Annotated in this window: 18 protein-coding genes; 1 reads left to right on the plus strand and 17 read right to left on the minus strand. The window is 53.8% G+C overall.

The window, feature by feature from the left end:
- Window positions 1–50 precede the first annotated feature (50 nt).
- From WKJ04_RS12960 to WKJ04_RS12980, 5 genes are all read right to left on the minus strand, one after another.
- Entirely contained in the window at window positions 51–752 is a 702-nt protein-coding gene (locus WKJ04_RS12960) for a DUF6445 family protein (protein ID WP_337880789.1), read from the minus strand.
- A complete protein-coding gene (locus tag WKJ04_RS12965; RefSeq protein ID WP_337880790.1) occupies window positions 746–2,260 on the minus strand; it encodes a tryptophan halogenase family protein in 1,515 nt (504 codons plus the stop codon). The genes WKJ04_RS12960 and WKJ04_RS12965 overlap by 7 nt, the downstream gene beginning before the upstream one ends.
- 27 nt (window positions 2,261–2,287) lie before the next feature.
- Window positions 2,288–3,322 (minus strand): cupin-like domain-containing protein, encoded by a 1,035-nt coding sequence (locus WKJ04_RS12970; protein WP_337880791.1) that lies wholly within the window; start codon window positions 3,320–3,322, stop codon window positions 2,288–2,290.
- Window positions 3,319–4,068 (minus strand): SapC family protein, encoded by a 750-nt coding sequence (locus tag WKJ04_RS12975; protein ID WP_337880792.1) that lies wholly within the window; start codon window positions 4,066–4,068, stop codon window positions 3,319–3,321. Before WKJ04_RS12975 ends, WKJ04_RS12970 begins: the two co-directional genes overlap by 4 nt.
- An 82-nt stretch (window positions 4,069–4,150) precedes the next feature.
- Window positions 4,151–7,222, minus strand: coding sequence for a TonB-dependent receptor (locus WKJ04_RS12980; RefSeq protein ID WP_337880793.1), 3,072 nt, complete (start codon window positions 7,220–7,222; stop codon window positions 4,151–4,153).
- A gap of 339 nt (window positions 7,223–7,561) precedes the next feature.
- Here WKJ04_RS12980 and WKJ04_RS12985 point away from each other — a divergent pair, with 339 nt between their 5' ends.
- The gene (locus WKJ04_RS12985; RefSeq protein WP_337880794.1) at window positions 7,562–8,389 is read left to right on the plus strand and encodes a hypothetical protein; all 828 of its coding nucleotides are present in this window, start codon (window positions 7,562–7,564) and stop codon (window positions 8,387–8,389) included.
- A 101-nt stretch (window positions 8,390–8,490) separates the two neighbouring features.
- On the opposite strand, the gene WKJ04_RS12990 is transcribed toward WKJ04_RS12985, so the two are convergent.
- The 12 genes from WKJ04_RS12990 to WKJ04_RS13045 form a co-directional block, all read right to left on the minus strand.
- A complete protein-coding gene (locus WKJ04_RS12990; RefSeq protein WP_337880795.1) occupies window positions 8,491–9,732 on the minus strand; it encodes a cyclopropane-fatty-acyl-phospholipid synthase family protein in 1,242 nt (413 codons plus the stop codon).
- A 20-nt stretch (window positions 9,733–9,752) separates the two neighbouring features.
- A complete protein-coding gene (locus tag WKJ04_RS12995; RefSeq protein ID WP_337880796.1) occupies window positions 9,753–10,556 on the minus strand; it encodes a DUF1365 domain-containing protein in 804 nt (267 codons plus the stop codon).
- Window positions 10,549–11,829, minus strand: a complete 1,281-nt coding sequence (locus tag WKJ04_RS13000; protein WP_337880797.1) for an FAD-dependent oxidoreductase — start codon at window positions 11,827–11,829, stop codon at window positions 10,549–10,551. Before WKJ04_RS13000 ends, WKJ04_RS12995 begins: the two co-directional genes overlap by 8 nt.
- Before the next feature lie 57 nt (window positions 11,830–11,886).
- Entirely contained in the window at window positions 11,887–12,612 is a 726-nt protein-coding gene (locus WKJ04_RS13005; protein WP_337880798.1) for an SDR family NAD(P)-dependent oxidoreductase, read from the minus strand.
- Window positions 12,609–13,085 (minus strand): nuclear transport factor 2 family protein, encoded by a 477-nt coding sequence (locus tag WKJ04_RS13010; RefSeq protein ID WP_337880799.1) that lies wholly within the window; start codon window positions 13,083–13,085, stop codon window positions 12,609–12,611. Before WKJ04_RS13010 ends, WKJ04_RS13005 begins: the two co-directional genes overlap by 4 nt.
- Before the next feature lie 69 nt (window positions 13,086–13,154).
- Complete coding sequence (locus tag WKJ04_RS13015) at window positions 13,155–13,832, minus strand: ChrR family anti-sigma-E factor (RefSeq protein WP_337880800.1); 678 nt, start codon at window positions 13,830–13,832, stop codon at window positions 13,155–13,157.
- Complete coding sequence (locus WKJ04_RS13020) at window positions 13,825–14,451, minus strand: sigma-70 family RNA polymerase sigma factor (RefSeq protein WP_337880801.1); 627 nt, start codon at window positions 14,449–14,451, stop codon at window positions 13,825–13,827. The genes WKJ04_RS13015 and WKJ04_RS13020 overlap by 8 nt, the downstream gene beginning before the upstream one ends.
- A 55-nt stretch (window positions 14,452–14,506) precedes the next feature.
- Window positions 14,507–15,082, minus strand: coding sequence for an LON peptidase substrate-binding domain-containing protein (locus tag WKJ04_RS13025; protein ID WP_337880802.1), 576 nt, complete (start codon window positions 15,080–15,082; stop codon window positions 14,507–14,509).
- A 16-nt stretch (window positions 15,083–15,098) separates the two neighbouring features.
- Window positions 15,099–15,683 carry a DUF3833 domain-containing protein gene (locus WKJ04_RS13030; RefSeq protein WP_337880803.1) on the minus strand — a complete coding sequence of 195 codons (585 nt, stop codon included), beginning with the start codon at window positions 15,681–15,683 and terminating at the stop codon, window positions 15,099–15,101.
- Window positions 15,670–16,215: a chalcone isomerase family protein gene (locus WKJ04_RS13035; RefSeq protein WP_337880804.1), complete on the minus strand. Its 546-nt coding sequence runs from the start codon at window positions 16,213–16,215 to the stop codon at window positions 15,670–15,672. The genes WKJ04_RS13030 and WKJ04_RS13035 overlap by 14 nt, the downstream gene beginning before the upstream one ends.
- Complete coding sequence (locus WKJ04_RS13040) at window positions 16,187–16,705, minus strand: DUF2878 domain-containing protein (RefSeq protein WP_337880805.1); 519 nt, start codon at window positions 16,703–16,705, stop codon at window positions 16,187–16,189. The genes WKJ04_RS13035 and WKJ04_RS13040 overlap by 29 nt, the downstream gene beginning before the upstream one ends.
- A 72-nt stretch (window positions 16,706–16,777) precedes the next feature.
- Window positions 16,778–17,001, minus strand: a 224-nt coding sequence (locus WKJ04_RS13045) for a hypothetical protein (RefSeq protein WP_337880806.1), incomplete at its 5' end; no start/stop codon positions are given.

The following is a 17,001-nucleotide window of genomic DNA, read 5'->3' on the forward strand; positions in this document are numbered from 1 at the left end:
CAGCAAGCTACGCCACTACAATACACTGCTCTGTGGCCTGCGGTGCTGCTTTACGGCTGGCAATCAATAAAACTGCTGATGGTCAGCCGTCCCTGTCGAGGGTCGGCTGATAAGCAGGTGTCTGGCCCTATTTGGGCGCTGTGCAGCAAGGTGCGGCGGTACACCACCAGACGGTTAAAACAGCCCTCCACTGCGCCCAGCTGGCAGAACAGTGGGGTATCGCCCTGAATATAACCCGCGTCAGTCCCAGGAATGTCTGGGCCGGAGTTTTCACTTTCCAGTGAGCGGTAATAAAGCTGGGTTCGGCTTTCATCAATGGTCTCAAAGCCAGTTTTGCGGTGCCGGTAAAAAGCCGTGCCCCCCTGGTTGCCCTGAAACAGATAATGCACTGCCGCCAGCGCATGGGGGTCGGTGGTATCAAAATGCGGAATACGCTGCAATAACTTCAGCTGGTCTGGTGCAGTGGTCACCAGGGAATAATGACAGACTGAAAAGCTCAGTTTTTCCGATGGCAACGCGAACACCTTGCAAATTGTGCTTTGCAGGCTGTGCAAAAAACGCTGACGGTAGGCTTCTGGTGCCAGCGCCCGCACGCCAGGGTAATAAGGTGAATTGGCCACAAAACTTTGTTTGCAGGCGTCCTGCACCCACAGGTCTGGCCGGGCAGAAAAATGATCCACCACCAGCACCGGCTGCTGCTCCTGACCCAGCGGCAGTACCTTGAGCTGCATGGACGGTGCCAGGCCTAACATGCGCCGGCCATCATCTTCGACGGGCAGGCAATGCCGGATGCACAATAAGCACGGATAAAGTCCTGATGCGACGGCAAAGGTTCCACCGCCCGACGAATACTGCTGCGGATTTGCTGCAGATGCGCTTTCATCTCGGCTTCCGGCACGCTGGCCACCAGCTGATGGTAACTCTTGGGCTCCAACCGCTGACCCAACATTACATGAGTCCAGGATTCCAGCCGGAACATTTCATCACCGGTTTGAAAGGCCAAAGCACTGTCACGGAACAATTCCATACGATGCGCCAGGCTGTCAGGAATCGACATGGTACGGCAATAATTCCAGAACGCGCTGTCACTGCGTTCAGTCTGATGGTAATGCAAAATAATAAAGTCGCGGATTTTCTCCAGCTCCCGAATGGACTGCTGGTTGTATTCCCCGGCCAGAGCGTCAGTCACACCAGCAAATGGAAACAGCCGCAATAACCGAATGACACCATTCATAAAGAGGTAAATGCTGGTCGATTCCAGCGGTTCAATAAAACCACTGGACAAGCCGAGCGCCACACAGTTGCGGTGCCAGAACTTTTTACGCCGCCCGGTCTGGTAACTCAACACCCGAGGCTCCATCAAAGGGGCGGTTTCCAGATTCCCCAGCAACTGCTGGCGGGCCTGTTCATCCGACAGGTAATCAGCCGCATACACCAGTCCATTGCCCACCCGGCTTTGCAGCGGAATACGCCACTGCCAACCGGCCTGATGGGCCATGGCTCTGGTGTAAGGCGGCAGTGTTGCTGCAGACTCAGTTTGCACCACCACGGCTTTGTTGCAGGGCAACCAGTGGTCCCAGCGTTCAAAACCGGTGTTTAACGTCTGTTCAATCAGCAGAGCACGAAAGCCGGTGCAGTCGATAAATAAATCGCCATCAATGCGCTGGCCGTCGGCCAGCACTAACGCACTGATGTCGCCATTGGGGTGCTGCTCGACCTGCTGAATTTTGCCTTCAATACGACTGGCGCCCAAGGCCTCACTGAACTGACGTAAAAAACGGGCATAACGGCCTGCGTCCAGATGATAGGCGTAGCTCAGGCCGCCCTGGCTGCTTTTGGCAAACTTATGCGCCAGCGCGGCCTGCAGCTCGTAACAATAATCCGAGAATGGCGCGTCCTCCCCCAAAGTTTTGCCATGCAGGTAATAATGCTGAAAATCAGCCAGAAAACTGCCGCGGCCTGTGGTGCCAAAGGGGTGAATATAACGGTCGCCCTGCGCTCCCCAGTGTTCAAAGGAGATGCCCAGTTTAAAGGTGGCGTCAGTCGCCCGCATAAAGTCCTGCTCGTCGATGCCCAGCAGATTATGAAACAAAGTGACAGGCGGAATGGTGGACTCGCCAACCCCCACAGTGCCTATGTCTTCCGACTCCACCAGCACCAGCTCAATCTGGCCCTGAAGGCGTTTAGACAGCGCTGCGGCCGCCACCCAGCCGGCAGTGCCACCTCCTGCAACCACCACTTTTTTTACTTTGTTTTGCATGGTGTAAATCCCTGTCAATTGATTGGCTTATCGGTTCAAGCGTTGCAGCAACATAGCGCGCAACTGGCGGGCTTTTTGCTCGTCCAGCCCACCCAGCAGCCCCTGCGCAGCGTCAGGCAAATGCGCTACCGACTGCTCTGGTTCAAAAATGTAATAGTCGAGAATGGCGCGCCAGGCGCGGCGTTCATGCACGGGTTTATCTTTTAACGTCAACAAGGCGTGGTACAGCAGGTTGGAACCTGCGCCTGTGTAACGCGGTGCCTCACTCCACCAGTAATTAAGCAGCACATTAAAGGACCCCAGTGCCTCGACCTGATGCCACCACATGGCCGGTAAATACAAAGCGTCACCAGGCTCCAGCTCCACCACCTGTGCTACCGCCTGTGCTTTTGCAAAGTTGGGGAATTTCTGCAGGTCCGGATTGGCAACATCAACCAGACTAATCACCTGCCCGCCCGGTGTGGGCTCAAGCGGCCCAGGGTATAAATTGGCAATTTGCTCAGGCGGGAACAAGGTAAAACGGCGCTTGCCGGCAATAACGCACGCCAGGTTGTCGGACGAGTCATAATGACAGGCCGCCAATGAACGGTTGCCCAGCCACAAGCTGATCCGCTCTGCTTCTGTCGGATACGGCAAGGCTTGTTTTGGCCAGTCCAGCTGGTTTTGTTGCAGCAACAGCGGAAAATGACTTTGGATCAGGTTGGAGGCGATATAAAGCGATGGCGGTTGTGGTTCCTGCTGCCACTGCAACAGTTGGTGCAGTACGTCATCCACCCTGCCAATACGGGCTTCAAAGTTTAATGCCGTGTAATCGTCATTGTAAAAGTAGCGGCCATTCAGCCCCGGCTCGCCATAATAGACCTGGGTCGTGCGGCCGTTGTAATGGGTCAGCAGGTAATCGGCCACCGAAGCTGCGCTGTGCTGGCCAGCCTGCAGCAAAGGCCAGTGGCTCAGCAGACCTTTGATCAGTACCGGGCCCTGGCCGTCCAATAAATCGACCGGCACCTGGCCGGGGTCGCATTGCACCTGCCGCACGGCAACGACCTCTGGCGACGCACTCATCCGGCAACCCGCACTGTCTGTGGCGCTGAACTTTGCCGGTTTTTGCGTTCAATCAGCACTTGAATATTGCTCATGGAGCTGACCTGGGCAAACAGCAACGCCAGGAGACCGGTTTGGTTTAATGCGGCCAGCTCACTCCCTGTTAACTGGGCCAGCCGCTGCTGATCAATGCAGTAGTTGCCGAGCAGACGGTATTTTTCACCATTGTCCAGACTGAACTCAATGCTGACGGGCCGCAGCAAGCCCAAAGGCTCAATAGCGGCAAAAAAATCCGGTTGCCTCTGATGCCCCAGATGCAGACGCTGCAGCAGATCAATCATATGCTCCAGATAGGCGCTGTGGCCGCCCTGAGGTAAAAACAATGGCTGGCCCTGCTCTGTACTGACTTTAGGGTGCGCGGGATCAATATGGATCACCGGTGTCGGCTGTGCATCGCCCTGCTGGCGCTGAAAACCAATCAGAAAGGGGCCTTTTTCAAGGCTGGCCGGTACCACTCTGGCATCCCAGCCGGATGCCAGCGACTCATTCAGGTAAAGGTTTTCACCGGGCGCAAACCCCAGCAAGGCTGTGGCATAAAACACACCGTCCTGCTGGCGGAATAAAATTGGGTATTCTTTTTGCAATTGCAGAAATTCAGAAGGATAAACGGGCACTACGGCCTGGTTGTCGCCAAAAGCGGCAGAAAAACGCGGCAGAACGCGAAGATCCTGATGGTCGAGATTATTCAGTAATACATGCCTGTGCATACATTTCGTCCTGTTACTGCCAAAAAGGTCAAAGCGAAGCTGCGCCTGATGACGCAGCTTCGCTCACTACAGACCGACCAGGTTAGAAACTATACCTCATACCAATCTGATAACGGGCATCCAGATCGGTCAGATACCACATCATCGCTTCGTTACGGGCATGAGAGCGGCTGTCTTCGCCGGTCAGGTTCAGGCCTTCAAAAGACACCGTCAGCTTCTCATTAAAGGCGTAGCTGATGCTGGCGTCGATTTGCCAGTACGCTTCTTCAAAGCGTGGGTTGTTAGAGCCACCTTTGTTGACCTCCGCCAGGTATTTATCCCGCCAGTTCCAGGCCAGACGGGCCTGCCAGCCAGCGTTTTCATAAATACCCACCAGGTTAGCGGTGTCACTCAAGCCCACCAACGCAAACTGCGACTGGCTGGGGTCTGCGGCCACATCAAAGCCGACATCACCACGCACTATGGTGTAGTTGGCCTGCACACCAAAACCACTGTCGCCGAAGAAATGCTGCATCGCAAGCTCTGCCCCATAAATCTTCGCCGATCTGTTGTTATCCGGTGTGCTGGTCCGGAACACCACCTCTGGGTCATCAGCATTGGCACGCAAATCAAAGCCAGCATGGTTGGCCAGGAAATCGATTTGAGCGGCACTGCCGGTAAACTGAGGGTTGCTGCCGTACTCTGCAATCATGTCCGGATGAGTGCGGTATTCGTTAAAGACCATCATGGCATAGAGGTAAGTGTCATCAACCGGGTAACCACCCGCTCGCAGGTCTTCTACCGCAGCCAAAGCGCGAGGACCGGCAGTGACATCCTGAATCCCCAATAATGGCTGGTCAACCTGACGGCTGCCGATAAAGTTAATGACGTCTTTCTGGAACAGGCCAACAGCGGCATAACTGTCGTCTTTGTAGTAATACTCCAGCGACAAGTCGTAGTTGGACGATTCCAGTGGCAACAACCCTGGATTGGACGCATTGGCTGTCGGCTGCGCACCAAACAAGGTGGAACCACCACCGCCACCAAAGTTGGACGCCGATACCCCCAGGCTGCCTAAACCAGCGCGGGCCAGGGTTTTACTGAAGGAGAAACGGCTGATTAATTCATCCGACAGGTGCAAGGTTAAATCCAGGCTTGGCAACAGGTAATCGTACTTGTTATTGGCACTGAACGGTGCCGCCGGCACACTGCCGTCGACATAAGACACGATGTCGTTGTTGTCTTCCCACTGGAAGTAGACTCTGCTGACCAGCGAGCTGGACTCGGTTTTGGTTTCTTCATAACGTAAACCGGTCAACACATCAAAAGGCATTTTGCCAATTTCACCTTGCAGAAATACCTGGAAGTAAGCCGCTCTGGTGTCTTCCTGCACAATATTGTCAAAGGACAAACTGGTTTCTGACGCGGTCGGAATACCTGGGTACAGACCCAGCGCGGCTTCATACAAAGCGCGGGGGTCGGCGATAAAACCATAACCACCAGCCAAAGCGCTGTAATCGTCAAACTCACCTGGCAGATCAAATGGCTGAATTAGATCACCGAATTCGCCTGGGTTACCGACGTTCCAGTTGCCCAGCGCTATATTGTTACCCGCCGTTTGCATAGAGCGGGATTCCATATTGCGGGCTTCAATACCAAAGTCAAAATGCCCGTCATCCAGCAGGTAACGGCCATCCAGTTTGATTTGGGTAATGTCACTGCGCTGGCTGGCATTGCGGATACGGGCAATGGATGAACCCACATCACCGGCGTCGACCATGCCATTGGCATTGGCGCCTTTGCCTGGCACTGTGTCGTCGTACACATTGAGGTACGTGGGCAAATCGGCGCCCCAGAACCATTCACGCGAGGTGACAATAGGCGCCCCTAAACCAACCGCCAGCTCACCCGAGTTGCGTGGGCCTGTGCCGCGGCTGAACATACTGGAATCATGCGCATCCAGCGTCAGGCTGAGATCATCATTGATGTCATAATCCAGGTTCAGACCGGCAGATTTTAAGGTGTTGGTCTGTTCGCGCCATTGCTGCTCATAACCTTCGTCCACAGCGCCATTGTAAGTTTCCTGCACATAGACAGGGGTTTTCACAATGTTATTGTCAAACTCCACCACTTTGGTGTTGCTGCCGTTTTGCATCCAGTTGGTCACTTCACCGCGGTGTTCAGCCAGATTGTTTTCCGCAAAGGTGTAGTCTGCCGTGACGGTAAAGTTTTCTTTAGGCCGGTACTGCAAAGTCAGCTGAGCATTGTCACGTTCACGTTCTGTGTTGGAAAAGGCGTAACGAATATCGTTGGGCCGGGCATAGAGCTGCCCCTGTGAAGGTGCGTTGATCACCTGGGTATTGACGTTATTCCAGGTGCGGTCCAAATCGGCAATATCGTCCCAATAAGAAACCTGCCAGTCATTGACTGTGGCCCCTGTGTACCCTGAATCCCGCTGCTGATGGCTGGCAGACAGACTGACACCAAACGTATCGTCTTCGGTCACAGTACTGAAAATACCCGAGATTTCCGGCGTGACATCATCGCCGGTTCTGTTGGTGGTGTCGTGCGCAGCCTTCACACCTATGCTGGCCACATCCTGATCGCTTTCCAGCGGACGGGCCGTTTTGATATTCAGGGTTGCCCCCATACCGCCGGTGGCAATATTGGCTTTACTGGTTTTGTATACTTCCACACCGCTGATACTTTCAGAGGCCAGGTTGGAAAAGTCAAAAGCCCGGGCACTGCCGCCACGGGTGGTGCCATCTGCACCAGAACCCGCACCGTAGGTCGTTGCCGCCGGCATGGTGCGGCCGTTTAAGGTGACCATATTGTTGTCACCACCAAAACCACGCACTGTGACTTCAGCACCTTCACCATTGGTGCGGCTGATCGACACCCCTGTAATACGCTGCAAGGATTCAGCCAGGTTGGTGTCCGGGAATTTCCCTATGTCTTCGGCGGAAATCGCGTCCACCACCCCGATGGATTCTTTTTTAATGGCGGTAGCAGCCTGCATACTGGAGCGTATGCCTTTCACCTGGATAACTTCGACTTGCTGAGTGTCTGATGTGTTTGCCTGTTGTGCTATTACCGGAGTCACCACTGAACCACCGAGTAACACAGATAACGCTCTGGCTACTGCAGTTTGGGTGAACCTGCGTTGATTTGTCATTCTCGTACCATCCCTATTGATTTGTGCTGGCTAAGTCAACCAACTACCAGGCTTGCCGGCTTGTATTTATAGCGTGCGCCGGTTTTACCTGGAGCCTGCGGCACCACCAAATGTAAGCCCTTACAGAGGCTCAGTTCAGCAATGACCGCCATTGATTGTAGTGGCGGAAACCGCTGCAGGAAGTTGCCAAAATACGTTAGCTTTTTGCTTTTTTTGGTAACGCTACCATGGCCTAAAGACCGTAGCGCCTGAGACAAAACGCAGATTTGCAGCGCCGGATAGCGGTATAAGCGGTGATTTTGCTACTATGAAGGCATCTGCCTCCGTGAATTTTGTGCGATGAAGTACAGCTTAGTATTGATCGGTTTTCTCTGTGCGCTGCAAAGCCTGGCTTCTGCAGTGCCGGAGCGGTTGCTGACGTCCGAAAAACGGCCTTACAACTATCTGAATCATCAGTTAGTGACAGGCCTGACCATTGATTTGCTGCATACCATGTACCCACAACAGTTGCCGGCGGCAGTTGAACTGATGCCCTGGCCCCGCGCTTTACACACCGCCTTGCATACACCCAATGTGCTGCTGTTTACCATGGGTAAAACGGCCCTGCGTCAGCAGCAAGGCTTTCATTTTATCGGACCGGTATCGCGCCGGGAGCACTGGCTGTACAGTGCCGAGCCTGGTTTCAAACCCTTGCTCAGCCTTGAGCATTTAAAAAGCCGCAAGTTGCTGATTGTTGGTCTGAGAGCGGGCTGGCTGAGCGAATGGCTGCAAGAACAAGGTGTGGCACTGGAAACTGTTGGTGATTATGAGCAAGGCATGCAAATGCTGGCCAGAGACCGGGCTCAGCTTTGGTTGTCGACCGAACTGGAAGAACAGGTGTTAAGGAATCACAGCCCTGCCGGACAAAAACTCAAACCTGTGCTCAAGCTTGGCTGCTCTTACAACTACCTGGCACTGTCTCCCGGCAGCAGTCAGGCCCTGATAGAGGATACCAGGGCTCGTTTTGCGCTGGCTATCCGCAGCCCACAACTGCAGCAACACAGGCAAAACTGGCAGCAGGAACTGGGCCTGGCATTGGGGTTATCACCCAGCGCCGGCTTTTACCTGGTCCATGAAGGCGACGCCAAATGCACTATGGATTTAGCGTCCGGTGTGCGTACTCAGTAACGCCCATTCAGCAGCCGCCAGTCTCAACCGGCCAAAGTCAAAGCAGCCATGGAGATCCTGGCAACAGCGCTGCGTCACCTGACGACGGCTTAAAGCGCAGTTCAGGCTTTGCGCAGCACCAGCTGCACTGTGCTGGTGGCGCGCTCGAGAAAACCACCTTCACAATAGGCCAGGTAATAAAGCCAGAGCCGTTTAAAGCGCTCATCGTAACCAAAGGCCGGTAACTCAGACCAGTTTGCCAGAAAATTGCTGCGCCAGTCCGCCAGGGTGCGGGCGTAATCCAGGCCTATATCCTGCAGCCCCTCAATCACCATGTTGCTGTGTGCCGTGCAGGCTTTGGCCAGCTCAGTTACCGAGGGCAAAAAGCCCCCTGGAAAGATATAACGCTGAATAAAGTCGACATTGTCGCGGTAATACGCAAACCGCTGGTCGGCAATGGTGATGGACTGGAGCAGCATTTTGCCACCGGGTTTCAGCAGGCTGTTGCATTGAGAAAAGAAGCCCGGCATAAATTCCTCTCCTACGGCTTCAATCATCTCAATGGACACCAGCTTGTCGTACTGCCCAGTCAGATCACGGTAATCCTGTTTCAGTAGGGTAATACGATCCTGCAACCCGGCAGCTATCACTTGTTGCTGTGCGTACAGATACTGCTGCTCAGAAATGGTGGTGGTGGTGACCTTACAGCCAAAATGTTGTGCTGCAAACAGGGCCAGGCCTCCCCAGCCAGTGCCGATTTCCAGCAGATGGTCTGCCGGACTTAACTGCAATTTCTGACAAATCAGCTGCAGCTTGTGTTGCTGAGCCTGCGCCAGGCTGGCCTCTGCCGTCGGGTACACAGCCGCCGAATACATCATGCTGGGGTCAAGAAAACGACTGTACAGTTCGTTGCCTAAATCATAATGCGCCTGAATATTGGCTTTGGAACCGGTTTTGGTATTGCGGTTGGCCCGGTGAAACCAGGCGTCTTTCAGGCGGCCCCACCAGCCTTTATGCTGTTCCAGCTGATCAGTCATCTGTTGCGCTCTGGCAAACAGGCGGATCAGTGCCGTTAAGTCCGGTGAGCGCCACTTCCCCGCAATAAAAGCTTCAGCGGCGCCAATACTGCCACCGAGCACAATATCTTTGTAAAGACTGGCATCATCCACCAGCAGTGTGGCGTGCAGCACCTCATCCGCTGGCTGCACATGGCCGCTTTGACCAAAATAAAAACTGCCCTCTGATTCAACCAGCTGCAGGCTGCCGTCACGGATCTGTTCCAGCGCCTTGAACACCAGACTGCGGCAGCGCTTTTCAAACCAGCTCAGTGGCTGTGCTGTGGCCATATTTGTGATCTGTTCCACCCGTCACTCTCCGTTGCTACTTAGCTTTGTGTTGGTTTTTGATAAGGTACAAAGGGCACCCGCTTGGCAAACAACTTCAGCGCCTGCCAGTAAATGGCGGCCACCACTTTGAGCGTCATCAGTGACATCGACAGCCGTAAGCGCCATGCGCTGGCCTGGCCTGACGGCACTTTTCGCATCGTCAGTGTCGCGTCAAATAACTTCCCGTCACTGTGCGGCTGCGCGGCTGTCGCCCTTCTGTTTTCAATATGAATAAATAACCTGTCGCTGTCGGGCATTGGTGGTTTCAGCTGCCAGTGGTAGTTCATCAGCAAGTCCATAAAGGGCGACACATGAAAGGCTTTCACAGTCACCGCTTCCAGCTGCTGCAATGACACCAGGTAATAATGTTTTTCCAGCCAGGGAGTGTTACTGACTTCCACCAGCACCGAGTGGCAATACTCATTGCTGTCGTAACAAAAGAAAAAATTGGCCGGGCTGAAATACACACCAAAACTGCGCACCTGCACCAGCATCAATACCCTGGCAATCTCGACGTCACAGCCCAGCGCCCTGACTTTTTCTGTAATACGTTGCTTCAGTGGGGCCGGATCACCGGGCAGGTAATCTTGCTGCCGAAACCGCAGCGGTGACCACCAGGCGGTACCGAGCACGTCAGCCGGCACCCGCTGCGCAGCCAGTTCATCCGGATCCAGTGCCACCATATGCAACTGATAGGTAAACTGATGTGGTTTGGGGCTAAAGCGACGATGCCGCACCTGTCCGCTAAACACGGCACTGTGAATCACTGGGGACAGTGGAGGCTTGTCCTGAAGTTCAGCCATGACCGGCAGGCCCCGCTGCAGCCAGATCACAGTCAAAACGCTGCGCCACATCCAAAGCACTGCGCACACCATCTTCATGAAAACCGTTGTACCAGTAAGCGCCGGCAAAATGGGTGTGGCGCTGGCCACAAATCTGTGCCCGCTGCTGTGCTGCGGCCAGCGACTGCACCGAGTAGACCGGGTGGTGATAGACAAAACGACGCAGAATTTTTTCGGGGGCAATCTGCTCCGTCTGGTTCAGCGTGACGCAAAAGGTGTGCTCTGACTCAATGCCTTGCAGAATATTCATATTGTAAGTGACGCAGGCTGGCCGGTCTGGGTCTGCACCCAACTGATAATTCCAGCTGGCCCAGGCTTTACGCCGTTTTGGCAATAAAGATTCGTCCGTATGCAGCACCACCTGATTGGGGCTGTACTGCAAAGCCGACAGAATGCGCTGCTCCTCAGCCGAGGCGTCGGCCAGCATGGCCAGGGCCTGATCGGAATGGCACGCCAGCACCAGTTCATCAAAGCTCTGCTCTGAACCGTCGGCAAAACAAAGACGCACTTTATCTGACTCCCGGACAATCTGCCGGATATCGGCATTGCACTGAATGCGGTCGGCAAAAGGCTGAGTCAGAGGCCCCAGATAACTGCGCGAGCCTTGTGGGATCACATACCATTGTGGCCTGTCTGTGACATTCAACAGCCCATGATTATGGAAAAAGCGGATAAAAAACTGCAATGGAAACAGCTCCATCGCCGTTAACGAACTGGACCAGATGGCCGCCCCCATTGGCAATATGTAGTTTTGTGCAAAAAAACGTGAAAACCCCTGCTGCTGCAAAAAACTACCGAGTGTGGCGCTCTCTTCCAGAGACGGCCCTTGGTACAAGGCTTTGCATAAACGGTTGAATCTTAGTATTTCGCTGAGCAAGCCCCAGAACTTCGGATTCAGCCAATTGCGTTTTTGCGCAAATAAAGTCGACAGGCTATGGCCATTGTATTCCAGGCCAGTCAGGCTATTTTTCACTGAAAAGCTCATTTCTGTGGGCTGGCGACCGACGCCAAGCTCAGCCAGCAACGCCAGAAAATTCGGGTAGGTTTTGTCATTAAACACAATAAAACCTGTGTCTATGGCATAACGGCGACCAGCCAGCTCAATATCCACTGTGGCGGTATGACCGCCTATCACTGGTGCCTGTTCAAACACCTGCACCTGATGTTTCTTTGACAACAGATAAGCAGCGGTTAAGCCTGAAATTCCTGCACCTACAATGGCAATAGTCTTCATAGTCATCCAGATTAATTAATAAATAGTGCGCCGCGCCTGCCGCTGTTTTTATCTGGCTCAGGCCTGATCCATACGCCCAGCCAGCCAGTACCAGACCCGATCAGGCAACAAAGCCAGAACCTTGAGCAGCAGCGTCAGGCGTTTGGGAAAATGCAGGTACATGCGGCCTTGCTGCACGCCGCGATAAATCCGCTGCGCCGCTTGCTCTGCACTTTGCAGAAAGGGCATCGCAAAATCGTTTTTATCGGTCAGCGGGGTTTTGATAAAGCCCGGGTGCACCAAAGTGACCCCAATGTCGTACTGTTGCAGGTCCAGCCGTAAACTCGCGGCCAGATAGTCCAACCCCGCCTTGGACGCCCCGTACGCCTGAGCCCTGGTAAAAGGCAACAACGTGGCGCTGGAACTGACCACAACCAGTTGCCCCCCCCGCTTCAGCTTTGGCAGCAGGTGCTGCAGCAGGTACCCGGCAGAAATCAGATTGGTCTGAATTACCGAGGCAAAAAGTTCGCCGTCAAACTGCATCACGTCATCGATATAGCGGCAATCACCGGCATTCAGGATCAGCACATCCAGCTGCGTCACCTGAAGGGCTGCCGCCGCTATTTGAGCCGGATCTGTGATGTCAAAACGCAGTGGCTGAACTGCCGGTGAGACGGCAGACAGCTGTTGTAGCCTCGCGTCATTGCGGCCACAGGCAACGACCTGCCAGCCCTGTTTCAGGTACTGGTGAACTAACGCTTCACCAATGCCAGAACTGGCCCCCGTAATCAGCACCTGCTTCATTGGCTGGCCCGCCGTTTTACCCAGCGGATCAAGGCACCGACCACTGGCAGATGTTCGTACAGCATTTGCCCGGCGTCGAGGTAATCGCGGTGATACACCACCTTGTCCTGTTCACCGCGGATCAGCGAATGCCCTTCCACCCGAATGGGTTTTCCCTGATTCAGTTGCGGGTGCGCGTAGGTCATGGTCCAGTACAGCGCTGCACTGTTACCTTGATACAACACCGATTCAATCTGGAATTTGCATTGGGTCAGTTTACTGTACAGCCCGGCAAAATAGCTCAGCAACGATTCCAGCCCCTGCACCTGGTGCAAGGGATCCTGAAACTGAACCTGTGGGTGATACAAAGTGGCCAAGGGATCCAATGGACCTACCGCCAGTGACTGATAGGTCAGGATAAAACGCTTCAGCCACAGAGGATAATCTGCAACCGAAGTGTCTGAAACCTGGTTTTTCTGAACATCTGCTGGCATGGTCACTCCATAGGCTCTTAAATTGAGATATTAACATAACAATACGTCAAAATCTCAGCGCCGGATCACCTAATAAATAAAATTACCTATGGGGTTGAGCAATCTGTTCATCCCCTGCGTAAAGCGCTGGGGAGCATCGGCCACGGTAAAACACAGACAACCTGCCTCGGAAACCGGCTGGTGGGTATGGCTGCCGTCCAACATCATAAAATCACCCGGACCATAACGGCCATGAGCGTCGGTAAATTCGCCGCTGAGCAACAAAGTCAGCTCAAAGCCTTTATGGCTGTGCTCTGGCACTCCTCCACCCGGCTGGATATACAATAAACTGCTGTGTAATGATCCTTCATTCAGTGCAAAGCGGGCTCTGGATAATTTGCCGAACTGGCTGAAAGCCCCAAGTGGCAAAGATTGCAAGGCACGGGGCAAGGGGTACTGCTGACCAGCCACAGCAATAAATTTTGTCTTGCTCTGAACAACGGGCAACGGCTCATCATCCAACTGCATAGACCCCAGCATCTGTTCAAGGTCAGGGTCCAGTTGTTGCGGTTGCCAGGCAAAATCATGGTCACCGTTTTGCTCTGCGTCTAACCAGAGCGCAGACTGTTCCTGGGTCAGCTGTTCAATACGTTCAGCGCAGCAAGGACACATTTGTGCATGCACAGCCACAGCCGCTGTCAGAGAAACGGGCAATTCCCCGGCCACAAAAGCGGCCAGCATTGTTTCTGTCGGGTGATGGTTAATCATGGCCTTCTCCCAGTTGCTGCTTTAACTTCGCCAGTGCTAACCGCAGTCTGGACTTCACTGTGCCCAAAGGCACCCCCAGCTGTTCAGCCAGCTGCTGTTGGGTCAGTTCCATAAAATACACCCCATGCACGACCTGACGCTGATGCTCAGAGAGGCAGTCTAAACCGGCTAAAATAGCTTCCTTGGCCAGGTGATCGCCAATGGCAGGATCAGAGCTGTCTGCCTCATCCAATAAAGGCCAGAAATCGTCACTGATGCTGTCTTCCTGATTGGCTTTAATCTTGCGGAGTAAATCGAAGGTGACATTGCGCATGACCCGGTACACCCAGACGGTTGCAGAGCCTTTTTCCGGATCAAACAAATGAGCTTTACGCCAGATGTTGCTCATCGTTTCCTGCACCACATCATTGGCCAGATCTGAATTGATCAGTTTCGCTGCCGCCATCCGCTTAATCCTGGGCGCAAAAAAACGAAACAGTGCAGTAAACGCCTGTTTGTCCCTTTTCAGTGCAACTGCAGTAAGCAGTTGACTTAATTCCTGATTATCTGAATCTGTGCTCATAAGCCTAGATGTAATGCATCCTGTGGCCTTTTGCAATTCTGTTGTCACCTGCAACATATTCAGCTCTCGGTTGAACTCCGTAATGTCAGTACGATACAGAATCAGACCCGGATCACTGAGCGTCTGTTTTATTCAGTAAAATCTCAGAAAGCAAAGCAACGGCTTTGGGATAACTGTCTGGCAGGTAAAACAGCACTTTATAGCTGTTGGCAATAGGGGCAAGCTCCAGCCAACGGGCCACCACCCAGCTCTCCTGCTCAAACAGCGGTGCAGAGTACAACGAGCTGAGCTGTTCATTCTGCTGCAGGCATTGCTGCAATGAAGCAGCAAACAGCTGACTCGCGGACCCCGTCAGCTCTGCCGGCCAATGCGCCACCGGACTGGCTTGCGCCCAGAGTAGCTGATCCGGATCTCTGGCGGCCTGGCTGAGCAGCACCAAGCCTTTGCACAACACGTCAATTTGCAAGAGCCCGTTCTGGCTCTGACCAAAGTTGGTGATCTGCACCCAGCTGCCAAATTCAGACAAAGCCCCCCCGGTGCCAGTGGTCTGGATCACAAAACCATCCCCCTGACTCGCCACTTTCACCATTTTCAGGTAACGCGGCTCAAAGATATTCAGCCGGGTCATGCCACCCGGCAGCAAAAACACTGGCAGTGGAAATACTGGGATCCGCATTGTTTCTGTCAACACTGCTCTCCTAACCTCAGCCGCCAGCAGTTGCCTGCGCTTTTGGCTGGCATTGCCGTAACGGGCTTTCTTTATCAAAAAACAACGTAATTTCAGCCACAGTCAGCCCAAATTTTTTCATCTTGGTGCGGTTAAACAGACGGTATTCATCCAGTTGAAACATCCAGTCATCCAGCTCAAACTGATAGTCTTCACCATCAATGGTCACCATCAGCTGATACTGCCATTGCAACGCAAACCCCTGCTGCTCCCCCACAGCGGTACCTATCACATCATCGGCCTCGCCGCTGTATTGATGCTCAGCCAGACGGGTCAGGCGCCAGGTGCGCTGGTCAGTTTCGCCGTCGTCAAAGTAGAAGGTTTCCTCCAATGTTCCCTGCTGCTGTTGCCAGCGGCCCTGCAACTCAACACAAAAACGCCGGGTTACCTTCTGGTTGTAGTCCTGAACCATACCCCAGGCAATGGCAGGACCGTCAAAATACTCCGCCAGATCAAATTCAGGCTGAGTGCTTTGGTACTGCTGAACAGAGGTACTGCAGCTGCTTAACAGCAACCAGGCACCAGACCATGCGGCAAGGGAAACCCACTTACTCTGACGCATCTTGTGCTCCTAATAATTGCTGACGCAGTTTGGGTTCAGACGTCTGTGGTGATAACCAGATATCCAGAAACAGCGCGGCGAAGTCAGGGCTGGCGATCACCCCGGCAGGCTGTTGATTAAAATAGAACTCTGTGTGACCGGCTTCCACCTTCAGTGTCAGCACGTCCCCTTTACGGATATCCGGCCAGACCTGCTGCAACTGTGGCAGATAGTCTTGATACTGCGCCGGTGACACCTTCAGGTGCTGCCACTGTTTCACCGTATTCTCAATCAGCTGATCTTTGCTGATATCACGCAAATAGCGGATTTCAAACAGCACCCCAGGCTCCACACCGGTAAACCGCCCGCTTGGACTGTACAGCCAGCTTTGGTAGAGGTCCCAAAAGAGCACACTGAATTGGGCCTGCCCGACCAGCTTAAGCCCGGTTTTGCCGGTGGTATCCCTGGCTTGCTCTGCCACGGCCTGACCGACAAGCGTCAGCAGCAAAAGCGTGGTCAGCCCCTTAACCAGCACGGACAGCATTTTGCTCATGTTTATCTCCGTAAAGTCGTTGATTCAACCAGAAAAATGCCGGCAGCAGCAGGGCCCAAACCAGCCCGAGCAGCGGCAATACCCAACTGAGCGGCAAGCCAAACTCGACAGCGCCAAGCTGCTGCCCTGCCCAATAACTCAAAGGACCAGCCACAGCGCCAGTCAGACTTTGCAACAGCACTTTGCCTTTGAGCAGACTTAAATAGCCATTCAGCGTCATCGCAAACGCCAGCCAGAGCATGACCAGCCAAAACGGCAGCAGTGTCGGTTGCCCAGGGAACACCAACACAGACCCCAGCATCCACAATGAATCCACCAAGACCCCAGTGCAGGTCACACCAAACAATAAGGCCGCTTCTGTTTTGGCGGCCGGGCTCAACCACAAATGCATACAGGCCCAGACCAACACCAGGCCCGCCACGCCGTTGCCCCAATAGACACAAGCAAACCAGCACAGGTTAAATAAACAGGAATTCAGCACAAGGCGCATTGGCTCTGGCTCCGCACGCTCTGCCGGTATCAGTAACGGGCATGTTTTGTTTCAGTGTGTGGAATTACGAAGTCAACGCAGATTTGGTTCACCCTTTTTGCAGGCGCCACCAGATAAAAATGCAGTGATCGTTTCAGCTATCTGGTGAAGCGGCTGAACCGCTGTCGTCAGACAGCCGAATAAAAGACGTAAAAAAACCAGCTCCAGGCTGGTTGTTTTGATTACTGAGTCACAAACCCAGTAAAGTGGCGGAGCGGACGGGACTCGAACCCGCGACCCCCGGCGTGACAGGCCGG

Source organism: Rheinheimera sp. (assembly GCF_037442345.1).
Lineage (GTDB): Bacteria > Pseudomonadota > Gammaproteobacteria > Enterobacterales > Alteromonadaceae > Pararheinheimera.

Bases quoted from the DNA above. Each gene is read 5' to 3' on its own strand.
- WKJ04_RS12960 (WP_337880789.1), bottom strand. From the start codon at position 752: ATGTTAGGCCTGGCACCGTCCATGCAGCTCAAGGTACTGCCGCTGGGT.
- WKJ04_RS12965 (WP_337880790.1), bottom strand. From the start codon at position 2,260: ATGCAAAACAAAGTAAAAAAAGTGGTGGTTGCAGGAGGTGGCACTGCC.
- WKJ04_RS12970 (WP_337880791.1), bottom strand. From the start codon at position 3,322: ATGAGTGCGTCGCCAGAGGTCGTTGCCGTGCGGCAGGTGCAATGCGAC.
- WKJ04_RS12975 (WP_337880792.1), bottom strand. From the start codon at position 4,068: ATGCACAGGCATGTATTACTGAATAATCTCGACCATCAGGATCTTCGC.
- WKJ04_RS12980 (WP_337880793.1), bottom strand. From the start codon at position 7,222: ATGACAAATCAACGCAGGTTCACCCAAACTGCAGTAGCCAGAGCGTTA.
- WKJ04_RS12985 (WP_337880794.1), top strand. From the start codon at position 7,562: ATGAAGTACAGCTTAGTATTGATCGGTTTTCTCTGTGCGCTGCAAAGC.
- WKJ04_RS12995 (WP_337880796.1), bottom strand. From the start codon at position 10,556: ATGGCTGAACTTCAGGACAAGCCTCCACTGTCCCCAGTGATTCACAGT.
- WKJ04_RS13000 (WP_337880797.1), bottom strand. From the start codon at position 11,829: ATGAAGACTATTGCCATTGTAGGTGCAGGAATTTCAGGCTTAACCGCT.
- WKJ04_RS13005 (WP_337880798.1), bottom strand. From the start codon at position 12,612: ATGAAGCAGGTGCTGATTACGGGGGCCAGTTCTGGCATTGGTGAAGCG.
- WKJ04_RS13010 (WP_337880799.1), bottom strand. From the start codon at position 13,085: ATGCCAGCAGATGTTCAGAAAAACCAGGTTTCAGACACTTCGGTTGCA.
- WKJ04_RS13015 (WP_337880800.1), bottom strand. From the start codon at position 13,832: ATGATTAACCATCACCCGACAGAAACAATGCTGGCCGCTTTTGTGGCC.
- WKJ04_RS13020 (WP_337880801.1), bottom strand. From the start codon at position 14,451: ATGTTGCAGGTGACAACAGAATTGCAAAAGGCCACAGGATGCATTACA.
- WKJ04_RS13030 (WP_337880803.1), bottom strand. From the start codon at position 15,683: ATGCGTCAGAGTAAGTGGGTTTCCCTTGCCGCATGGTCTGGTGCCTGG.
- WKJ04_RS13035 (WP_337880804.1), bottom strand. From the start codon at position 16,215: ATGAGCAAAATGCTGTCCGTGCTGGTTAAGGGGCTGACCACGCTTTTG.
- WKJ04_RS13040 (WP_337880805.1), bottom strand. From the start codon at position 16,705: ATGCGCCTTGTGCTGAATTCCTGTTTATTTAACCTGTGCTGGTTTGCT.